This is a genomic window from Catonella sp., assembly GCF_052169795.1.
GTDB lineage: Bacteria > Bacillota > Clostridia > Lachnospirales > Lachnospiraceae > Catonella.
Map to the genome: position 1 here is coordinate 14,453 of NZ_JBQNBU010000013.1, position 21,393 is coordinate 35,845.

The window sequence follows — 21,393 nt, forward strand, 5'->3', positions numbered from 1 at the left end:
AGTGAGATTCACTGCAGGTTAAATTATAGTTATATTTTAAAAATCTGATGAATAATTAGGAGCTTCCTTAGTTATATGGATATCGTGTGGATGACTCTCTTTGAGAGAGGCAGCTGAAATCTTAACAAATTTACCCGTATCCTGTAATGTTTTAATACTGTCTGCTCCGCAGTATCCCATACCGGAACGGATACCACCTACAAGCTGGAAGATAGTATCTTCTACCATTCCCTTATAAGCAACTCTTCCTTCTACACCTTCCGGAACGAGCTTCTTAGCATCAGACTGGAAATATCTGTCCTTGCTGCCGTTTTCCATAGCTGCAATAGAGCCCATTCCACGATATACCTTGTATTTTCTACCCTGATAAAGCTCAAATTCTCCCGGACTTTCATCACAGCCTGCAAAGATTGAACCCATCATACACACATCTCCACCTGCTGCAAGTGCCTTAACCATATCACCTGAATACTGGATACCACCATCAGCTATTACAGGTATGCCATACTTCTTAGCTACCTCATATACATTCATAATAGCCGTAACCTGTGGAACACCGATGCCGGCAACTACTCTGGTAGTACAGATTGATCCCGGACCTATACCTACCTTAAGACAATCTGCACCAGCCTCTATAAGATCCTTTGCCGCCTCTCCTGTTGCTATATTTCCGGCTATTATATCAAGTTCAGGGAAAGCATCCTTAACCATTCTTACACATTTAATTACATTTGCAGAATGTCCATGTGCTGAGTCAATTACAATAGCATCTACCTTAGCTTTAACAAGGGCTTCAACCCTCTCTAAGATATTAGCTGTAACACCAACTCCCGCTGCACATAGGAGTCTGTCATGTGAATCTTTTGCCGAATCAGGATATTTAATCTGTTTTTCAATATCCTTTATTGTAATAAGTCCCTTAAGATTGCCTTCAGCATCTACAATTGGAAGCTTTTCCTTTCTTGCTGAAGCAAGTATCTTCTTAGCTTCCTCCAAGGTAATTCCTTCTCTAGCTGTAACAAGCCCTTCACTTGTCATGGACTCTTTTATTTTCTTTGAAAAATCTGTCTCAAATTTAAGATCTCTGTTTGTAATTATACCTACAAGCTTCTTGCCCTCTGTAATAGGAACACCTGAAATCCTGTATTTTGCCATAACATTATTGGCATCTTCTAAAGTATGCTCAGGTGAAAGGAAAAACGGATCTGTAATGACACCATTTTCTGACCTCTTAACCTTATCAACTTCTTCTGCCTGACGCTCTATGGACATATTTTTATGAATGACTCCAATACCTCCATGTCTAGCCATAGCAATAGCCATTCTGCTTTCTGTAACTGTGTCCATTCCTGCACTCATCATAGGAATTTTTAACTTTATTTTCTTAGTAAGCATAGTTTCAAGGTTAACCTGATTTGGAATAACCTCTGAATAAGCCGGCACTAAGAGCACATCATCAAAAGTAATTCCATCGCCAATAATCTGTCCCATTTTTTCCTCGCTTTCCTTTATTTATTAGTTTTTTCTATAAATATTCATACTTTCACAAAAGTATTTCCGATTAGTATAATATCTGTAAAAACTACTGTCAAGAAGATTAGAGCATTTATTTTAAGTTTAATTCAAATTATTCAAAAAACATCTTATTAAATATTGTAATCGTAAAATCAGTTACTGCCAGACAATGATAACACCTTATTCTTAAGTTCAGCCTCTATCCTTGCCATCTCAACCTCTGCAGCAGCCCTCTTTTCCCTGCCTTCCTGCTGAATCTGCATAACTTCATCAAAGGTCTTTATAAGAGTTTCATTAGTCTTTGTAAGAGTTTCGATATCAACTATGCCTCTTTCAGATTCTTTAGCTACCTCTACCGAAGCCTGATGAAGCATTTCTGCATTCTTGGCAAGAAGCTGGTTTGTCATATCATTTACTGCTCTTTCAGCCTTTGCAGCCTGTCCTGCATGCTCTATACCGAGTGCAAGTGCCATCTGGGTTTTCCAAAGAGGAATAGTGTTTACAAGAGTGGACTGAATCTTCTCACTCATTACTATATCATTTTCCTGAACTATCCTTATCTGAGGAGCTGTCTGCATAGCCACAGTTCTTGTAAGTTCAAGGTCATAAAGCTTCTTTTCAAATCTGGTACACTGTGCATCAAGATCTCTTGCAGCCTGTGCATCTTCAGGTTTACCACTTGCTTCAGCCTTTGCAACAAGTTCCTTCAGCTCCACATTTCTTACCTCATAAAGCCTCTTTTTACCTGCAATTATATACATGGTCAACTCTTTAAAATGTGCAAGATTTAATTCATACATTTTATCAAGCATAGCCGTGTCCTTCATCAGAGTCACCTGATGGGTTTCAAGAGCATCCATAATCTTTCCTATATTTACTTCAGCCTTATCATACTTTGTCTTAAGCATCTGCAGCTTATTGCCCTGTTTCTTAAAGAAACCGAAGAATCCCTTATCCTCTTCCTCATCAAAACCTTTAAGCTCTATAACAACATCTGACAGAAGTTTTCCAACCTCTCCCATATCCTTAGTCTTAACATTTTCAATGGCTTTTTCTGAAAAGGCAGCCATCTTCTTCTGTGCTCCTGAACCATATTGAAGAACTAAATTGGAATCTTTAATATCTATCTGTTTTACAAAAGCATCTACCTGTTTCTTTTCTGCTTCTGAGAGCATACTGTCATCCACCCCAATAGGATTTTCAGTCTTTTCTACTACCATCTCATTCTTTACTGTGGCAGGCTCTAAACTAAGAACAGGCTCCGGTTCTGCTTCCAAAGTAAGTGTAGGTGCTGCTACTTCCTTTGCGGAAAGAATAAGTTCAGGCATTACATTTTCATTTTCGTTCATAATCTTCTCCTTGTATTGTTAATATATTCACAACCTTGTCAGTTCTTAAACTACAAAGTCAATTTGATGCCATCCTCATTATTCCCTGAACCACCTCCCGAGTTTTCATTGTTAAAATCATTACCTCTAAGTCCTTCTCTTTTAAGCATTGCATTTAAAACAGATACATCACTTGATATATCCCAAGCCGTATCTTTATATAAGTCATCAAGGAGTTTGTTAAATGCATCATTCAAGCTGTCGAGTACATTTTCAATTTCCCTCTTAGATTTATCTATATTATCCGCCTTCACCTGCTGCTCGTCCATTTCTGCATATGCTGTAAGAAGCTTTATAGTCATAGGGAGATAATACTTCATAAGCTGTTTTATATCGTCTGCACTACTTGGATGTTCTTCAACCCTCCTTAGTATCCTACCTGTGAGGTCTTCTATCTTAAATATTTTGTCTGACACTTCAACCCCGGGTATCCTGTCATTTAAATGACTAATCTGTGCAAGATATTTTTTACCCTGATTAATGATTTCCTGAACTTCTGCTTCAATTTCAACTTTTTTAGTATTCTCTTCTTTAAATCTTCCAAGTTCTTCTTCTATTCTCTGCCTTTTTTCAAACTCAAGCTGAGTCTTTTGGTAGAGAGCATAAGTTTCATTGGTAGAAATGAAAGTTGTTTCCGTTTTATCTATATGCCCCTCCTTAAACCACCTCTTCCTAATCATTTTCTTCAAACGTTTAAGTGTGGTTTTTTTAGATTCTCCGGTCTCATGCATAAGTTCTTCTATCTTTGCAAATGATTTACTATCTGAAACAGCAAGTACTTTTTGATAATTCTTAAATATGAGTCTTTCTTTCAAAGTCTTAACACCATTTAAGAATAACAGCAACGAAGGTATAAAAAGTGGAGAAACAACTACACCGCTAAAAAAATTACCTTCAGCCGCCAGAGCTAAAATACCTATTCCTAAGGAAAAGGTGAAAAATCCACCAATAATAGCAGATGCCATACCTTTTCCAAAGAGCTGATTATCTGAAATATATAATTTTTTATCAGAAGACACAATTTCGCTTTTATTGACAGGTCTTTTTATTCTATCCTGATAATTTTTATTTATCTCAACTGTATTTCCACCAAGATTTGTTTTAACCGTCTTATTTCTTGCTTCATTTAACCCCTTATTGATAGCATTTTCAAAAGTATAGGCAGCCTTTCTTATAATATCATTTACATCATTGCCAAGCGAATTATAATTTCCTGAGTCAATAGCTTTCTGAATAACATCATCAATTCCCCCACCAAATTCATCCCATTTATTACCACTCATATCTCTCTCCTGACATAATCTTATCGTTTCTCTTTAGGGTAAAACTCCTGTTATCATTATAAAGATTTTTCATCTTTACTTCAAGAGGTTTTTCTTTACAGTGTTTATAGGAATCAACTTTCTTATCGAATTAGTATTTGCAGCAATACTTGTACCTGCTATTTCTAATATTATATCTATAATTAAAAAGAAAAATAAGTAGTAAATCTTAGGATTACATATAAAAATGGGCTACACTTTTGAAAGGTGTAACCCATTTATTTTTCTAAGAATTATTTTATCTTACTTTTTCTCTGTTGTATCAGCTTTTGCCTGTCCAGGCTTCTCAACTTCAACAATAGCAGCTTTTTTCATAGGAATACGGCAGTTCTTATTACTTCCAAACTCAACTACCACTATTTCATCCATAATATCAATTACAACACCATAAAAACCTGCGGTAGTAAGCACTGAATCACCCAACTCAAGGCTTGACATAAGCTCCTGCATCCTCTGTCTTTCCTTTTTCTGAGGCTTAATACTCATAAAGTACATCATTCCACCCACTACAACTACCCAGATTACTATCATAGGTAACATTGATGCAAGTGATTCTCCTCCGGTTGCTGCTCCTGCTGTTAAAACTCCAAACATTCTTTCTTCCTCCTAAAACTTTAATTTATATTTTATTTTTTTACACTAAATTCATCAGCTACAATAAAAGACAGCATAACCATTCTCACCACGACTATGTACTTTTATTCTCCTGCCTTAAAACCATCCAGCTTAGCCTTCTTATAAGCCTGAAATTCACCTTTCTCTATTGCATTCCTTATTTCTTCCATCATATTGTTATAGAAATAAAGGTTATGCATAACCAAAAATCTCATTCCAAGCATTTCACCTGCTTTAAGCAGATGTCTAATATAGGCTCTTGAGTATCTTTTACAAACCGGACAATCACAGGTAGAATCAAGTGGTCTGTCATCCAACTCATACTTAGCATTATTTAGGTTCATTTTTCCATGATTTGTATAAGCATGACCATGTCTACCATTTCTAGATGGATATACACAGTCAAAAAAGTCTACTCCACGCTCAACACTTTCAAGTATATTCTCAGGAGTACCCACTCCCATAAGGTAAGTCGGTTTATTTTCCGGAAGATAAGGTACTACCGTTTCTAAAGTCTGATACATTTCTTCATGAGTTTCACCTACTGCAAGTCCGCCTATCGCATAGCCGGCAAGATCCATATCTGAAATTCTCTTGGCATTTTCTATACGAATATCCCTATAGACTCCACCTTGATTTATACCAAAAAGCAACTGGTTCTTATTAATAGTATCAGGCAGGCTGTTTAACCTGTTCAGCTCATTTTTACATCTAAGCAGCCACCTCTCAGTTCTGGCTACCGACTGCTCCATATACTTTCGCTCACAAGGAAGTCCCGGACATTCATCAAATGCCATAGCGATTGTAGATGCAATATTGGACTGAATCTGCATACTCTCCTCAGGTCCCATAAATATCTTTCTTCCGTCAATATGGGAAGAGAATTTCACTCCCTCTTCCTTAATCTTTCGAAGCTTAGCTAAAGAAAATACTTGAAATCCACCCGAATCGGTAACAACCGGCTTGTCCCACACCATAAACTTATGAATGCCGCCAAGCTTTTTAATAACCTCATCACCCGGTCTTAAATGCAGATGATAGGTATTTGAAAGTTCAACCTGTGTTTTTAAATTTTCTAAATCTTCCGTAGAAACTGCACCTTTAATGGCTGCTGCAGTACCTACATTCATAAAAACAGGAGTTTGGATTACACCATGTACTGTTGTAAACTCTCCCCTCTTGGCTGAACCATCTTTACATAAAAGACGATACATAAAATTTCCTTTCAAATTGTTCTATAAAACATACAAATTTAATTATAATATGATAATGAGTTTATTTCAATGGTAAAGTGAAAAAACTCTTCTCAATTAATTAAAAACTCCTATCTTGCAACATCTCCCGTCCTATGATAAACTTATTTTCTATAAACACCTAAATAAAATAGTACCAGTGTTAAAATATAAAAGTTACTTTTCTTTTATATTTTAACACCCATGTCATATATCGCAATAAGTCTGAGCAGTACAAATACATAAGTCAGAGATTATTTAAAACACAAATAAGGAGGCAGAAAGTGGACTTTTCTAAACTGACAGAGGACCTTTGGCGCAGTTTTTTCTCTAACGAATGGGAAAAAGCTAAAAAAATGATTGTGGAATGGGTCGCACCTGAGTGTATGATTATAGGAACAGGTGACCATGAATTTTATACTGAATTATCCGAATTTTTAAATTCTTTTTACGATGAAATGGCAGATAGGAATGATGTAGATTTCCATTTTAAAAATCTATGGTGTAAACCTATAATGCTTGATTCTGAATCCTGTTTTGTATATGGAAAATTTTCTGTCTTAGGAGAAAGTACCGACAACTCTGTTATGATTAATATGGATAGCCGTTTCACCTTTCTCTTCCATAGAATTAATGATAAATGGAGAATTGTCCACATACATCAATCTCTTCCTAATGAAGAGCAGGGTGAAGGTGAATATTATCCTAAAACTCTTTTGAAAAAAGTTCAAGAATTGCAGAATGCTAATGAAGAAATGGCTGTTCTCGCAAATAAGGATGGCTTAACCGGTCTTGACAATTTTCGAACTTTCTGTAACCAATGGGAGGAAAAGAAGTATGAGCATGGCTGGTTTTTTATATTAGATTTAGACCATTTTAAAGAAGTTAACGATACTTACGGACATGTTGCCGGCAATGAAGTTCTGTTGGAAATGGGACGGATATTTAGGTATGCAGTCCGTGAAAATGATTTACTTTGCCGGATGGGCGGTGATGAATTTTTAATTTTTTGCGGCAAAATGAAAGATAAAACTGCTGCAACTGAATTTGCTCAAAAACTTATAAGTGATATTCGTAAAGCAGGTAGTTCCAAAGAATACTGGACAACTGTATCAATTGGCGCATCTGAAGTAACACCCGGTATGTCTATGCAAGCAGCCTTAGAAAACGCTGACAGATCTCTATATTCTGTTAAAAGATCAAGACGAGGCGGCTTTGTTGCTACATAAATATAACTTCATAATTATTTTAAAAGCTAACTCTGATTATTTAACAAGAGTTAGCTTTTTTATGTATTTTACAATATTTTTTATAACACCTTATAAATATTATGTATTACAAACTTAAATAAAAGCTATAGATTTTATAACCATTTTCGCTTATACTAAACTGGCAAATTGAAAATACAGGTAATACCCCCAATAATATTTAATTTAGGAGGATGATTTATGAGTGAATTAAAATTAGGAACTAAATGTGTACAGGCAGGTTATACACCTAAAAACGGCGAGCCAAGACAGCTGCCTATAATCCAGTCCACAACTTTTAAATATGATTCCTGTGAGGCAATGGGAAAACTCTTCAATCTTGAAGCCAGTGGATATTTTTATACCAGACTTCAAAATCCTACCAATGACCATGCAGCAGCTAAGATAGCCGCACTTGAAGGTGGAACCGCCGCTATGCTTACCTCCTCAGGACAGGCAGCCAACTTTTTTGCTATTTTTAATATCTGTGAATGTGGTGACCATCTTATATGTTCATCTTCTATATACGGCGGAACCTTTAATCTCATCGGCGTTACTCTTCCAAAAATGGGAATAGAAGTTACCTTCATATCTCCTGATGCCACAGACGAAGAACTTAATGCCGCTTTCAAGCCAAATACCAAGGCTGTATTTGGCGAAACCCTTGCAAATCCTGCACTTTCCGTACTTGATATAGAAAGATTTGCAAAAATTGCACATGAGCACGGCGTACCTCTCATAGTAGACAACACCTTCCCTACCCCTATAAACTGCCAGCCTATCAAATGGGGTGCAGACATAGTGACACACTCTACCACCAAGTATATAGATGGACATGGTAGTGGAGTTGGCGGAGTTATAGTTGATGGTGGAAACTTCGATTGGATGGCTCATGCTGAGAAATTCCCGGGACTCTGTACTCCTGACGAATCTTACCATGGCTTGGTTTATGCAGAACAGTTTGGCAAAGCAGGAGCATTTATTACTAAAGCTACCGCACAGCTTATGAGAGACTTCGGTGCTATCCAGTCCCCACAGAATGCCTTCCTTGTTAATCTCGGTTTAGAATCTCTTCATATAAGGATGAAAGAACATTCAAAAAACGGACAGGCTGTTGCAGAGTTCCTTGAAAGCCACGAAAGAACTCTAAGTGTAAGCTATCCCGGACTTAAATCAGATAAGTACCACAATTTAGCCGATAAATATCTTTCAAACGGCTGTTCCGGTGTAGTTTCATTTGAAATTAAGGGCGGAAGAGAAGCTGCCGAAAAATTTATGACCAGACTTAAGCTTATTGCTATTGAAACTCATGTAGCAGATGCAAAAAGCTGCTGTCTCTGCCCATCAATCACCACTCACCGCCAGCTTACAGATGAACAGCTTGCCGCTGCAGGAATACCTGCCGGGCTTATAAGAATTTCCTGCGGAATTGAAGATGCAGAAGATTTAATAGAGGATATAAAACAGGCTTTGAATTAATCCTCAACCTTGCCAACTCCTATCTTTTATGATAAACTGTTTAATTGAGAAACACAGATGATCGCACCTAAGATAGGTGAGGAAAGTCCGGGCTTCATAGGGCAGGATGCCAGATAACGCCTGGTGGAGGCGACTCCCAGGAAAGTGCAACAGAAAATAACCGTCCGGCTTAGCCGGATAAGGGTGAAAAGGCGTGTGTAAGAGACCACCGCTCTTTTGGTAACAAAGGAGGCCATGTAAACCCCATCCGAAGAAAGACCAAATATAAAGCTATACGGCTGCCCGTCGTGCTTTTAGGTAGGTCGATAGAGATTGTTGGTGACAGCAATTCGAGATAGATGATCATCAGATACAGAACCCGGCTTATAGTGTTTCTCATTTTTCAATAACATTTAACAAGCTGCCTATCCCAAAAGAGGCAGCTGTTTTTATCACTTCTTCTCACCCCTTCTCCTCCCTTTTCCAGTTTAATACAAGATTATTATATATCTCTTCGATTTCACCTCACAAAATTCTTATAAAAATAAATTTAATTTTGTTTTTCCAATATATCTAAACAGCAAGGGAAAGTATAATTTCTAAGCGAGCGCATTAGGTTTTTCGTAGAAAAACCGGAGCGAGTCTGAAATATATACTTTCCCTTGCGTCAAACCATACCATGCTAAATACATACTTTCCCTTGCGTCAAACCATACTATATTAAACCGGAAAACAATTTCCTCCTATAAATTCCCTTACCAATGAATTCTTAGGCACATCATCTGCCGGCATTGACAGAAAATAATCCAAAAACTTAAGCAACCTATTCGCCTCCAAATAATAAGGCGAATCCTTAGATATTCCAAAAAGCAAAGGCTCTGCATACTGCTTGATTACTGCCAATTCATATATCAATGAAGAATCAAACATTTCATCCGCACCTTCCTGAAACGGAAAAATATTTTTCTCCTCCCCTCTCCTGACAGATGCCCACCTCGCAAGTGTATCCTCAGCACTATTTCCTCTTGTCCTGGCATCCCTGATTATTCTTCTAAGCAGCCTTAAATCTGTAGTATGTATTCTATTATGATTATCAATATTTAACTGTGTAAGCGCACTTATATAAATCTTAAACTTACTTTCCTTCGGCAAAGCCTCCGAAAACTTATCATTCAAACCATGTATACCCTCTATTACAAGAATGTCATTTTCACCTAATTTAAGATTTTTACCCTTGTACTCTCTCTTACCTGTCTTAAAATTATAAGAAGGCATACTTACTTCCTTTCCAAGAAGAAGATCTGTCATATCTTTATTAAACTGAGCTGTATCTATTGCTTCAAGGCATTCAAAGTCATAATCCCCATTTTCATCCCTAGGAGTTTCATCCCTATTCTTAAAATAATCATCCACTGCAATAGGATGAGGGCGCAGTCCCTGTACCATAAGTTCTATCGAGAGCCTATGTGAAAATGTAGTCTTTCCGGAAGATGAAGGTCCTGCAATCATCACTATTTTCTTACCAAACCTGGCAATATTCTCTGCAATTTTCCCTATTTTTCCTTCCTGAAGGGCCTCATTTACAAGCATCACATCATTAATCCTACCCTCAGAAATTGCATCATTCAAATCCCCAACCGTATCAATACCAAGGCATTTCCCCCAAGAATTAGCTTCCTTCATAGTTTTGTAAAGCAGTTCCCTAGGCTGCCATTTAGGCCTTGCCACCTCAAAACCCTCGCCATAGTCTGGAAGTGTTACTACTATTCCATTATCATAAGCTTTAAGATCAAAAGATTTAAGTACTCCGGTAGATGGAGGCATATAGCCATAAAAATAATCATGATACTCTCCAAGCTTGTATATATTAGTAGTTGAACCCCTCCTGTACTTAAACAAATGTTCTTTATCCTGTAAATCACTATCCAAAAATTTATTAACAGCTTCCTTAGTTGATACAAGGCTCTTTTCAAACCATATATTTTCCTTTACAAGCCCATCCATCCTACTTTTTATGTTAGCTGCAAACTCCTCATCAACAGTTACCCTTCCTTTTATTTCACAAAAAATTCCATTCCCCAGTGAATACTCACAGCTTATCCCCATAACCTCATCCTTATCATATACATCATGTACAGATTTTATAAAGAGAAATAAAACTCCCCTTTCATAAGTCTTTCTGCCATCGGCCGAATTTATATCATAAAAGCTTATTTTGGCATCCTCATGAACCCTTTTCCATAATTCCTTAAGCTTTCCATTAACCTTTGCTAATAATTTCCCATGATTTTCACCATATAATTTTACAGCAATATCAGATAAGGTAGTTTCCTTTTCACATTCTATAATCTTTCCATCTATTTCTATTACCATAGTTTCCTCCATAAGTTAAAATCTGCTAAGTGCCTCACGCACCAGCCCCAACTCCTCTTCTATCACCTTAACCCTGCCATTATCAAGATTATTTTGTGATTGCAAAAACTCTCTATTTTGCAATAATTCCTCAAAATGCCTCTTTCTTTTAATTAAAAACTCCTTTAATACAGGATGTTTTTTCCTGATAAGTATGGGCCCAAATTCATCTTCTGCCGTAAAAGACCTCTTCGAATTTCCTTTTTTCGCCTTTATTATCTGATAATATTTTCCGGACTCACTTAACATATCCTCATCAATGACAGCAAAGCCGATTTCCCTCAAATATGCCCTTACTATTCTCAAATCCGACTGAGGCTCCAAAATAAGAGTATCTGCTCCATTTACAACATCTCTGCTTTCGGAAAGAATTTCTCTTACTAACATCCCCCCCATACCTGAAATCAAAACGGTATCAACCTCATTCGGCTCATATCCGCATAAGCCCGAACATAGCCTTGTTTCAATCTTTTCTTCAAGTCCCGCAGACTTTATATTCCCTCTTGCAATCTTTAACGGACCCTCTCTCAAATCAGATGCAATTACCCTCTCAGCCTTTCCATTTTCAATAAGATTGATTGAAATATAAGCATGATCACATCCTACATCTGCTAAAACCTTGGATGAATCCACCAAAGATGCAATCGCAAGCATTCTTTTTGGTATTTTTTTTCTTTTCCTCATTATTCTAAATAATCCTTCAATTTTCTACTTCTACTCGGCTGTCTGAGTTTTCTTAAAGCCTTAGACTCAATTTGCCTTATCCTTTCTCTGGTTACATCAAACTCTCTTCCCACTTCTTCTAAGGTATGGGTACGCCCATTATCGAGACCGAATCTCAGCCTTATTACCCTTGCCTCCCTCTCTGTAAGACTTCCAAGCACATCTGCAAGCTGTCTTTTTAAAATAGCATAAGCCGCAGCCTCAACCGGTGCCATATTGCCGTCATCCGGAATAAAGTCTCCAATATGACTGTCCTCTTCCTCTCCTATAGGAGTCTCAAAAGATACAGGCTCTTGTGCAATCTTTAATATGCTTCTTACCTTTTCAGTTTCCATATTAAGTTTTTCTGCTATTTCCTCAGGCTGTGGCTCCCTCCCAAACTCTTGAGTAAGCTGTCTTTGTACCCGTATTATTTTATTTATAGTTTCTACCATATGTACCGGAATCCTTATGGCTCTTGCCTGATCCGCTATAGCCCTGCTTATTGACTGCTTAATCCACCAAGTTGCATATGTACTGAATTTATAACCCTTTTTGTGGTCAAACTTCTCTACTGCCTTTATCAGTCCAATGTTTCCTTCCTGTATAAGATCTAAAAACTGCAGTCCTCTTCCAATATATTTTTTTGCTATACTTACTACCAGCCTCAAATTAGCTTCTATAAGTTGCTGTTTTGCATCTTCGTCACCCTCTTCTATCTTTTTTGCAAGCTCTACTTCCTCTTCAATAGAGAGCAGTGCCACTTTTCCGATTTCTTTCAGATACATTCTCACAGGATCATCTGTTCCAATTCCATCCGCAGCCAAAACATTCCCGTCTTCAATTTTTTCATCCGGTTCTTCATCATAGCCCATCTCTAATAAGATTTTATCTTCGTCCTCATCCTCATCTGAACTGCTTATGAAAAGCACATCTATACCATTATTTTCAAGGTATTTATAACACTTTTTTAATTCATTGTCACTTATTTCACAATCAGAAAAAAAGCTTTTAACTTCCTCTGCCTCCAATGCTCCTTTCTTCATCTTTGCCGCTTTCACAAGTTCCTTCAACTTACCTTTCAGTACCTTTTCGTCCATATGCTCATCCTCCTGTAAGTTGCTCAAATTAAAATTTCAGTTTGTTGAGTTCGTTCTGTCTTCTTTTTATCTCCATAAAACTTTTCATATCATTATCGTCAAGTCTCCTCAACGCTTCATCAAGACCAGCCATCTTTACTTTTATAACTACTTCCCTAAATACTTTTTCCTGCTCATTTTTAACCAGACTTAAGTCAAATTTATCTTCAAATATTTCTGTAACTAAAGCCTGGTCATCTGCTGACTCGTATCTGCTTATCATCTCTGCTACATTAATCACACCTCCAGAATCTATAATTCTAAACATCCTGCCTGCCACATCTTTATATAGAGGCAGTACAAAATCTTCCGGAAATATAATATCTTTTATGCGTATGTAGAGGCTTGGCTGATTATAAATTAAGGCTAACAGCAATCTGCTCGTTTTTAATATTCCTTCTTCTGCCGTTTTGGCTCTCTCAGCCTTCTTCGTTCTTTCACCTGCTTCCTTATAAACTTCCCTTATTTCTTTAGCTCCACCAATCTTAATTACAAGCCTGTTAAGCGACTCTTTAGATACAAAATATTTTTCCGCAACCGCCGCTATATAGTTTTCACGCTCTAAGTCTTCCTGAAAATCTGTAAGCCTTTCAGCTACTTTATTCAAAAATTCTGTTTTTCCCTCCGGTTCTGAAAGATTAAAAGATTGCTCCATAGTTAAAAGTTCAAAGTCAAAACTATTTTCTGCATTTTCAATCCTTTTTTCAAATTCCGCCCTTCCTGCAGCCTTTATAAGCTCATCGGGGTCTTTATAAGGAGAAAGGTTCAGTATCTTAGTCTTAATTCCGGCAGCCTTCAGCATGGGAATCGCCCTTAAGGCAGCCTTTACTCCGGCTCCATCACTATCATAAGTTATAACTGTTTCCTTTACATATCTTGCTATAAGCCTCGCCTGCTCCTCTGTAAGTGCCGTACCTAAAGAGGCAATAGCATTGGTAAAACCTGCCTGATGAAGTGCTATTACATCCATATATCCCTCACAGAGCAACATATATTTTTCTCGGCTGTGCTTTGCAAAATTAAGTCCATACAGATTACGCCTCTTATTAAATATATCCGTTTCTCTTGAATTAAGATATTTTGGTTCGCCTTCTCCCATCACCCTTCCGCCAAAGGCAATGACACGATTATTTTGGTCCATAATCGGAAACATCACTCTGTTCCAAAACATGTCAAACACTCCTCTGCCTTCTTTAAAACTCACAAGTTCAGCCTTAATCATAAGCTCATCACTGTAACCTTTAGATTTTAAATAGGTATATAAGGCATTGTATGACTTTACGGAATATCCCAATCCGAATTTATGTATGGTTTCATCACTAAGCCCTCTGTTTTTCAGATACTCCATAGAGAATTTACCATAATCTCCCCTTAAATGATAATAGTAGAATGTGGCTGCATCTTTATATATTTCAAGCATTCTTGTTCTTAAATCCGCCTGTTTCCTTCCGCTTTCATTTCCCGTTTCTTCCGGAAGAACCATTCCTGCCCTGTCAGCCAACTCTTTTACCGCTTCGGTAAATGTCAGATTATCGTACTTCATCATAAAGCTGATGCAGTTACCACCTACTCCACATCCAAAGCAATGAAAAATCTGCTTACTCTGATTTACAGAAAACGATGGTGTCTTCTCTCCATGGAAAGGGCATAACCCTATATAATTAACCCCTCTTCTTGTAAGATTTACATGGCGTGAAATAACATCAACTATATCATTTCTTTCCCTAACCTCATCTACAATCTCCTCCGAATAAAACATGAGCCTCCTTAATATTTACCCCAACGAACAGGTACAAAAATCTCTTTTATAGTTTTAATAGCAAAATCATCGGACATACCTGCTATATAGTCGCATACTACTCTCTCCACAGGTTCTCCCATTTCATCAGCAAGCTTTTTATATTCTTCCGGTAAAGTTTCATAGTTTTCAAGATAATGTCTATATAAATACTCCACAAGCCTCTGAGCCTGTACCTCCTCACTCTTAGCAGCCGGATTACTATACACCTCTCGCATTAAGAAGCTGCGGAGTCCTCTCATTGCTCCTTCAACTTTTTCGGACATTTTCACTTCGTTTTTGCCGAAACTTGTAAAAATTACATCCTTGACCATAGCATCAATCCTTCCTGCCACACTATGCCCTACTATATCCGTAAATTCTGCAGGCAGATCCTCTTCTGTAAGAATTCCCCCTCTTAACGCATCATCTATATCATGATTTACATAGGCTATCTTATCTGAAAGCCTTACTATCTTTCCTTCTAAAGTATAAGGCTCACAGGCACTCCTATGATTTCTAATCCCATCTCTTACTTCTTTAGTAAGATTCAGCCCCTCACCATGCTTTTCAAGCAATTCCACTACTCTGACACTCTGCTCATTATGTAGAAAACCATAAGGAGAAATCCGATTCAAAGCCCTCTCTCCCGCATGACCGAAAGGAGTATGTCCTAAGTCATGCCCCAAAGCTATAGCCTCAGTTAAATCCTCATTTAACATCAATGCCCTCGCAATTGTCCTTGCTATCTGTGCAACCTCAAGTGTATGTGTAAGTCTGGTTCTGTAATGGTCTCCTTCAGGGTCTAAAAAAACCTGTGTTTTATGCTTAAGCCTTCTAAAAGACTTGCAGTGTAATATCCTGTCCCTGTCTCTCTGATAAATTGTTCTTATCTCATCAGGCTCTTCTTTTTTATCTCTTCCTTCCGAACTGTCTGCAAAAGATGCAAACTCACAAAGCATCTTATGTTCAAGTTCTTCTCTAATCTCCCTTATACACTTAACTTTTCCCATTTTTACCTCCATGACAAAGCCCATATTATTATTATTCAAAAAAAATTTTAATTTTCCTTTTTTTTGTAACCATTTTGTATTATACTTGTATTATAATAGTTAATGTATTGATTGTTACTTTATTAAATATAGATATCCTGGAGATTATAATGGTGAATAATTATTGGTTTGAAGTGGCTGCATTTATTTTAGAGCTGGTTCTTGGCTATATGCTGATATTTAGAAATACTGTAACTCTTCCTTACAGTAAAATATTTAAAAGCTTGTATATTTGCTCGCTTCTTTCGTCCTTTACTGCTTTATCTCAAGTCCTTATAGAGAATTATGTATTTTACAACAATAAATCTATAGGTGATTTTACTCTCATATTAAATATCCTGTCAATGGTCTTTTTCTATACTAATATTTTGTGCTGTACTTTTTTTCTACTTTACGAGTATTCGGTACTCAACATAAAAATTGATGAGATATTAACTAAATTTCTGCTCTACAGTCCTGCAGCTGTGGCAGTGTTTACCATTACTTTAAATCCTTTTGCTCAAACCGTATTTTACATAAGTCCTGTTTCAGGATATCACAGAAGGCTTCTACTTTATCTCCTATATGTGATAGCCTTCTACTACCTCTTCTTCATTATAGTAACTATAAGGAGGTACGGACAAAATGTAAGAAACGACAAGAGGATTGCCTTTACCGTTCTTCCATATATACCTGTCTTAGGAACCATCATACAGTTTTTCATGCCTCAACTTGCAATTGAAAGCTTTTTTATGACAATAACGGTATTAATTACCTATATAACTATAGAAAGCCCTTCAGACTATATTGATTTTGTGACAGGACTCCAAAACAAGGATGCACTGTTTACTAATTTCAGTGTTGCAATATCTATGAAAAAACCAATTGCAATTATTACCCTCAATATAGAAATGATTGATGCCTGGGACAAAGAACTCGGTATAGACTGCACCAATGCCCTGATTTTGGATGTATCCGTTTTCCTGTCACATCTTTTAAAACATGCAAATGTCTATTCATACGGAAGAGGTAAATTTGCCATATACATTTCCCTGGACAATTCATGGTCAAATACTCATATGGCTGAAATACTTGCAGACAAGATAGAGGAACGATTTAATTCCCCTTTTGAAATAACTGATACTAATATGATTCTCCTCCTAAAACGGGTTTTCATATATAACTGTCCTAAGGATATTGCAAGCTCGAATATGCTGCATGAGATTCTTCAATTAGAGTCAACTGCCACAGTATCCAAAAATCAGAAGTACTTAACTATTGATGATATAGATATTAATGTTACAGACAAAGAGCGTCTTATTTCATCAAAAATTCTTAATTTATATGAAAAGCCTTGTATAGAATTAAAATTCCTGCCTGAACTTAATGTCTCATCAGGTTTATTTGATTCTGTAAGGACTGAACTTACTATGAATACAGCTGAAATTGGTTATGTGAATTCACATACCTTTATAAGTGTTGCAGAAAAATACGGATTAATTATATCTCTCTATAATTATGTACTTGAAATGCTTTTTAAAACTATAAGGGATTCTGACCTTATTATACTGGGAATAAGGTCTGTAGAAATAGTTATACCAATTTCAATCCTACTAAAGAAAAACGAAGTAGAAAAACTCGTTAATCTTGCAGCACAATATGATATTCCACCAAAGATCATTTGCTTTGAGTTGGCAAAAAATACTATTGCTGATTATGACGGAGTAATCGCAGAAAACATGAAGGCCATACATAATTCCGGCTTTAGGTTCACTCTCGAAAATTACGGCAACGGCTATACAAATGCCTCTGCCTTTCTTGAAATGCCAATTACTTCAGTAAGTATAGATAAAGTTTTAACCGAAAATGCACTTGAGTCCGAACTGGCAGACAATCTTATGAACTGCACTCTTGAGCTGCTCAAGGAATTTGGAATGATTGTTAAAGCTAAACATATAGAAACTGAAAGTGCTAAAAATTATGCAATCCAATTAGGCTGTGATTATTTGCAGGGATATTATTTTTCTAAGCCACTTTTTGCAAATGACCTGGCTAAATTTTTAAAAAAGGAGGTAAACACCAATGGAATATAGTATCTGGCTTGATGTATGCTCTATATTAACATTAATCTCCCTTATTTTAGCTAATCGAATTAAGAAAACAGCCTCGCTTTATCGCAACAACTTGGTGCTGCAAGCCATACTTATCTTGCTCCTAAATACCCTTGTTGACCTTATCGTAATTGGTGGCCGCATAAGTACTAACAGATTTTTACTTTACTCGCTGCATTCCCTTAAATACATACTGATGTATGCTGCATTTGCTTATATGATTGTATATACATCTGTTGCCGTAAACCGGCGTATACATGGGCGCAATATACTTAAGTTGTTTATTGCTCCTATAATTTTTATAGTTACGTTGTTACTGTCTAATTACAATACAGAATTTGTATTCTCTATAACTGCCGGCGGATTTTTTGAATATGGTCCTTATTTTGCTATTTTTTATTGTTTAGATTTGTATTATGCAGCCATAGCATCTTTTCTGCTACTGCGGGGAAGGCAGGCTCTATCACGAAATCATAAAATACTGCTTCCTGCCATACCTTTTATTTTTATTACAGGAACAGTTTTTGATTACCTTTTTCCGATGGCTGCCTCACTTCAGTTTACTTCTACAATTTTTATCACACTTGTATTCTCCTATATGCAGAATCCAAGTGAATATTATTCAGATGACTCACTTATGATGAATCGTGATGCTTTTATTACAATGTGTGAATCAAGGTTCTCACCCGACTCGCATACCCAGTGTATAGCAATAAACATACACAATTTCGATTTACTTGTGAAAACTGTAGAAAAAAACAGAATCCTGCATGCCGAAGGAATTTTTATAAAGAGTCTTAAACAGTTTTCTAAAAAGCTGCTTATGTTTAAAATTAATAATGGGCAGTACATCATAATTATGGACGAAAATAACGAAACTGAGGCAAGACTGGTCTATGAAGAAACCTGTAATATAATGAAGATACTTTCCAATTCCACAAGGCTCAGTATCCCTGTATATTCAACCAGCTGTGCTTTCAGTTCTCCTAAACATGTTTCCAGTATAAGGATGGTAGAGAATCTTTTTGCCGCATTAAAACTTTATGAAAATAGCGATAATATACTTACAGTAGAAGCTGAAAATCTCAATCTTAAAAGTGATGCAGAAATTGTGCGTATAGAAGAACTGGTTAAAACTGCACTTAATGATAACCGCCTTGAAGTATATTTTCAGCCTATTTATAATACAGAGAAAAAGAAATTTACATCTGCTGAAGCCTTAATCAGAATGAGAGACGATGAGGGCAATTTCGTCCCACCTGATATATTCATACCAATTGCTGAAAAAAGCTCACTGATTATTGATATAGGAAGCTTTGTTTTAAATGAAGTATGTCGTGTGATTTCTGAAGAACACCTCAGTGACTATGACTTTGAATACATAGAGGTAAACGTGTCCATGGTTGAATGCCTTCAGAGTAACCTTGCCTCCAATATAATGGCAGTCCTAAAACAACATCGTATCTTTCCAAGCCAGATAAATCTTGAAATTACAGAGACTTCAGCCAGTGAATTTACAGATATTGTTGATAAAAACATAAAGACACTTTATGATAAAAATATCACATTCTCTCTTGATGATTTTGGAACAGGCTACTCCTCTCTCTCAAGAATTTTATCATTGCCATTAAAACTAATTAAAATAGACAAGTCAATTGTTCAAGCTCCTTTTATCTCTACTGACGAAAAGTCTATGATTTTATTGAAAAATTTTGTTAAGACTCCTATTTCCGTGGGTTTTGAGGTTGTTGCTGAAGGTGTGGAAACCAGGGAAATGGCAAGAGAAATTATCAAACTAGGCTGTAAATATATACAGGGATATTATTTTAGCAAGCCGCTTACCCGAACTGAATTTGTAAAAATGATAAAGCTTAATCAGCCTGCCGAAGTATAGGTTATATGATAACTCCTGCTTATTATATTAGTAGGGGTTATATAATTTTTAAATTTCTTTAATTGTTCTAATAGTTGACTAATATACCAACTTGTAATATCATTATCACATATATAAGGAGGCTAAATAAATGGGAGGTTTTTTTGCAGCAGCACTTAAAAATGACTGTGTTTTTGATTTATTCTTTGGGACAGACTATCACTCACATCTTGGTACCCGCAGAGCCGGAATGACTGTTTTAGGTGAAAACGGTTTTGAAAGGGCAATCCACAATATCGAAAATTCTCCTTTCAGAAGCAAGTTTGACAGAGATATGCAGGAAATGAGAGGAAACTTCGGGATAGGCTGTATCTCTGACTATGAACCTCAGCCTCTAATTGTAAGGTCACATCATGGAACCTTCTCTCTAGTTACTGTAGGAAGAATCAACAATGCTGATGAAATCGCTGATGATATTGCAGCAAATGGTGGTACCCATTTTCTTGAAATGAGCGGAGGCAAGGTGAATCAAACCGAACTTGTAGCCGCTATTATAAATCAAAAAACTAATCTTATAGAGGGCATACAATATGTATGGGAAAAAATTGAAGGCTCTATGACAATGCTCATCCTTACTCCCCTCGGAATATACTGTGCAAGAGACTCTCTTGGGCGTACACCCATTGCCATAGGAAAAAAAGAAGAAGGCTACTGTGCCTCTTTTGAAAGCTTCGCCTATCTCAATTTAGGATATGAGCACTACAAAGAACTTGCTCCCGGCGAAATAGATATAATTACCCCCGAAGGCATCAAAGTGCTTTCAAATCCCAATAACCCCAAAAAAATATGTTCATTCCTTTGGGTATATTTTGGCTACCCTTCTTCCGGTTATGAGGGGGTTTCAGTTGAATACATGAGAAACAGATGTGGTAGCCTTATGGCTAAGCGTGATAATATGTCCATTAATGATATTGATATAGTTGCAGGTGTACCTGATTCAGGTACTGCACATGCTGTCGGATATGCAAACGAATCTGAAATACCTTTTTCAAGGCCGTTTATAAAATATACACCGACTTGGCCTCGCTCTTTTATGCCCACAATTCAGTCCAAACGGGATCTCATTGCTAAAATGAAAATCCTACCCGTACATGAGCTCATAGAGGGGAAAAAAATACTTTTAATAGACGATTCAATTGTAAGAGGTACACAGCTTAGAGAAACTGCTGAATTTCTTTATAAAAGTGGTGCAAAAGAAGTACATGTAAGACCTGCCTGCCCACCTATTATGTTCGGCTGTAAATATATCAATTTCTCCCGCTCTACTTCAGACATGGATTTAATTACAAGAAGAATTATTAGAAATGAAGAGGGTGAAGATATATCTAGTGATATTTTAGAAGAATATACTAATCCTGATTCAGAAAAATACAAAAAAATGGTAGATGAAATCCGCAAGCAGCTCGGCTTCACCTCTTTAAGATTTAACAGACTTGATGATATGGTAGAGTCAATCGGCATAGGCAAGGAAAATCTTTGTACCTACTGTTTTGATGGAAATGAATAATAAT

Annotated in this window: 15 protein-coding genes and 1 other RNA gene; 6 read left to right on the plus strand and 10 right to left on the minus strand. The window is 36.7% G+C overall.

What is annotated here, in order from left to right; translation table 11 throughout:
- Positions 1–36: 36 nt before the first annotated feature.
- The 5 genes from guaB to tgt form a co-directional block, all read right to left on the minus strand.
- Positions 37–1,491 carry an IMP dehydrogenase gene (gene guaB / locus ACTTKP_RS03395; protein ID WP_442552495.1) on the minus strand — a complete coding sequence of 485 codons (1,455 nt, stop codon included), beginning with the start codon at positions 1,489–1,491 and terminating at the stop codon, positions 37–39.
- A 176-nt stretch (positions 1,492–1,667) separates the two neighbouring features.
- Complete coding sequence (locus tag ACTTKP_RS03400) at positions 1,668–2,864, minus strand: toxic anion resistance protein (protein ID WP_442552496.1); 1,197 nt, start codon at positions 2,862–2,864, stop codon at positions 1,668–1,670.
- A gap of 50 nt (positions 2,865–2,914) precedes the next feature.
- Positions 2,915–4,186, minus strand: a complete 1,272-nt coding sequence (locus tag ACTTKP_RS03405) for a 5-bromo-4-chloroindolyl phosphate hydrolysis family protein (RefSeq protein ID WP_442552497.1) — start codon at positions 4,184–4,186, stop codon at positions 2,915–2,917.
- Between the two features lie 282 nt (positions 4,187–4,468).
- Entirely contained in the window at positions 4,469–4,765 is a 297-nt protein-coding gene (gene yajC, locus ACTTKP_RS03410) for a preprotein translocase subunit YajC (protein WP_442552518.1), read from the minus strand.
- Positions 4,766–4,923: 158 nt separating this feature from the next.
- On the minus strand, positions 4,924–6,054 hold the full coding sequence (gene tgt / locus ACTTKP_RS03415) for a tRNA guanosine(34) transglycosylase Tgt (RefSeq protein ID WP_442552498.1): 1,131 nt from the start codon (positions 6,052–6,054) through the stop codon (positions 4,924–4,926).
- A 302-nt stretch (positions 6,055–6,356) separates the two neighbouring features.
- Here tgt and ACTTKP_RS03420 point away from each other — a divergent pair, with 302 nt between their 5' ends.
- The 3 genes from ACTTKP_RS03420 to rnpB all read left to right on the plus strand — a co-directional run bounded on the left by ACTTKP_RS03420 (position 6,357) and on the right by rnpB (position 9,180).
- Positions 6,357–7,301 (plus strand): diguanylate cyclase domain-containing protein, encoded by a 945-nt coding sequence (locus tag ACTTKP_RS03420; RefSeq protein WP_442552499.1) that lies wholly within the window; start codon positions 6,357–6,359, stop codon positions 7,299–7,301.
- Between the two features lie 219 nt (positions 7,302–7,520).
- Positions 7,521–8,798 carry an O-acetylhomoserine aminocarboxypropyltransferase/cysteine synthase family protein gene (locus tag ACTTKP_RS03425; protein ID WP_442552500.1) on the plus strand — a complete coding sequence of 426 codons (1,278 nt, stop codon included), beginning with the start codon at positions 7,521–7,523 and terminating at the stop codon, positions 8,796–8,798.
- 45 nt (positions 8,799–8,843) lie between these two features.
- An RNA gene (gene rnpB, locus ACTTKP_RS03430) (RNase P RNA component class A) lies at positions 8,844–9,180 on the plus strand.
- Positions 9,181–9,497: 317 nt separating this feature from the next.
- Here rnpB and ACTTKP_RS03435 read toward each other — a convergent pair.
- From ACTTKP_RS03435 to ACTTKP_RS03455, 5 genes are read right to left on the minus strand one after another with little or no spacing between them, the layout of a single operon-like run.
- A complete protein-coding gene (locus ACTTKP_RS03435) occupies positions 9,498–11,150 on the minus strand; it encodes a nucleoside kinase (protein WP_442552501.1) in 1,653 nt (550 codons plus the stop codon).
- A 15-nt stretch (positions 11,151–11,165) separates the two neighbouring features.
- Positions 11,166–11,873, minus strand: a complete 708-nt coding sequence (locus ACTTKP_RS03440; protein WP_442552502.1) for a tRNA (adenine(22)-N(1))-methyltransferase — start codon at positions 11,871–11,873, stop codon at positions 11,166–11,168.
- Positions 11,873–12,991, minus strand: coding sequence for an RNA polymerase sigma factor RpoD (gene rpoD, locus ACTTKP_RS03445; RefSeq protein ID WP_442552503.1), 1,119 nt, complete (start codon positions 12,989–12,991; stop codon positions 11,873–11,875). The genes ACTTKP_RS03440 and rpoD overlap by 1 nt, the downstream gene beginning before the upstream one ends.
- A 28-nt stretch (positions 12,992–13,019) precedes the next feature.
- Positions 13,020–14,789, minus strand: coding sequence for a DNA primase (gene dnaG, locus ACTTKP_RS03450; protein ID WP_442552504.1), 1,770 nt, complete (start codon positions 14,787–14,789; stop codon positions 13,020–13,022).
- Between the two features lie 8 nt (positions 14,790–14,797).
- On the minus strand, positions 14,798–15,820 hold the full coding sequence (locus ACTTKP_RS03455; RefSeq protein WP_442552505.1) for a deoxyguanosinetriphosphate triphosphohydrolase: 1,023 nt from the start codon (positions 15,818–15,820) through the stop codon (positions 14,798–14,800).
- Between the two features lie 149 nt (positions 15,821–15,969).
- Here ACTTKP_RS03455 and ACTTKP_RS03460 point away from each other — a divergent pair, with 149 nt between their 5' ends.
- The 3 genes from ACTTKP_RS03460 (at position 15,970) to ACTTKP_RS03470 (ending at position 21,389) form a co-directional block, all read left to right on the plus strand.
- Positions 15,970–17,931, plus strand: a complete 1,962-nt coding sequence (locus ACTTKP_RS03460) for an EAL domain-containing protein (protein ID WP_442552506.1) — start codon at positions 15,970–15,972, stop codon at positions 17,929–17,931.
- Entirely contained in the window at positions 17,921–19,843 is a 1,923-nt protein-coding gene (locus tag ACTTKP_RS03465) for an EAL domain-containing protein (RefSeq protein WP_442552507.1), read from the plus strand. The genes ACTTKP_RS03460 and ACTTKP_RS03465 overlap by 11 nt, the downstream gene beginning before the upstream one ends.
- Before the next feature lie 130 nt (positions 19,844–19,973).
- A complete protein-coding gene (locus ACTTKP_RS03470) occupies positions 19,974–21,389 on the plus strand; it encodes an amidophosphoribosyltransferase (protein WP_442552508.1) in 1,416 nt (471 codons plus the stop codon).
- Positions 21,390–21,393 lie beyond the last annotated feature (4 nt).

What these genes read in the sequence shown, in the direction of transcription:
- ACTTKP_RS03435 (WP_442552501.1), bottom strand. Translation starts at nt 11,150, where the DNA reads ATGGTAATAGAAATAGATGGAAAGATTATAGAATGTGAAAAGGAAACT.
- ACTTKP_RS03455 (WP_442552505.1), bottom strand. Translation starts at nt 15,820, where the DNA reads ATGGGAAAAGTTAAGTGTATAAGGGAGATTAGAGAAGAACTTGAACAT.
- tgt (WP_442552498.1), bottom strand. Translation starts at nt 6,054, where the DNA reads ATGTATCGTCTTTTATGTAAAGATGGTTCAGCCAAGAGGGGAGAGTTT.
- rpoD (WP_442552503.1), bottom strand. Translation starts at nt 12,991, where the DNA reads ATGGACGAAAAGGTACTGAAAGGTAAGTTGAAGGAACTTGTGAAAGCG.
- ACTTKP_RS03405 (WP_442552497.1), bottom strand. Translation starts at nt 4,186, where the DNA reads ATGAGTGGTAATAAATGGGATGAATTTGGTGGGGGAATTGATGATGTT.
- guaB (WP_442552495.1), bottom strand. Translation starts at nt 1,491, where the DNA reads ATGGGACAGATTATTGGCGATGGAATTACTTTTGATGATGTGCTCTTA.
- yajC (WP_442552518.1), bottom strand. Translation starts at nt 4,765, where the DNA reads ATGTTACCTATGATAGTAATCTGGGTAGTTGTAGTGGGTGGAATGATG.
- ACTTKP_RS03460 (WP_442552506.1), top strand. Translation starts at nt 15,970, where the DNA reads ATGGTGAATAATTATTGGTTTGAAGTGGCTGCATTTATTTTAGAGCTG.
- ACTTKP_RS03465 (WP_442552507.1), top strand. Translation starts at nt 17,921, where the DNA reads ATGGAATATAGTATCTGGCTTGATGTATGCTCTATATTAACATTAATC.
- ACTTKP_RS03440 (WP_442552502.1), bottom strand. Translation starts at nt 11,873, where the DNA reads ATGAGGAAAAGAAAAAAAATACCAAAAAGAATGCTTGCGATTGCATCT.
- ACTTKP_RS03400 (WP_442552496.1), bottom strand. Translation starts at nt 2,864, where the DNA reads ATGAACGAAAATGAAAATGTAATGCCTGAACTTATTCTTTCCGCAAAG.
- dnaG (WP_442552504.1), bottom strand. Translation starts at nt 14,789, where the DNA reads ATGTTTTATTCGGAGGAGATTGTAGATGAGGTTAGGGAAAGAAATGAT.
- ACTTKP_RS03470 (WP_442552508.1), top strand. Translation starts at nt 19,974, where the DNA reads ATGGGAGGTTTTTTTGCAGCAGCACTTAAAAATGACTGTGTTTTTGAT.
- ACTTKP_RS03425 (WP_442552500.1), top strand. Translation starts at nt 7,521, where the DNA reads ATGAGTGAATTAAAATTAGGAACTAAATGTGTACAGGCAGGTTATACA.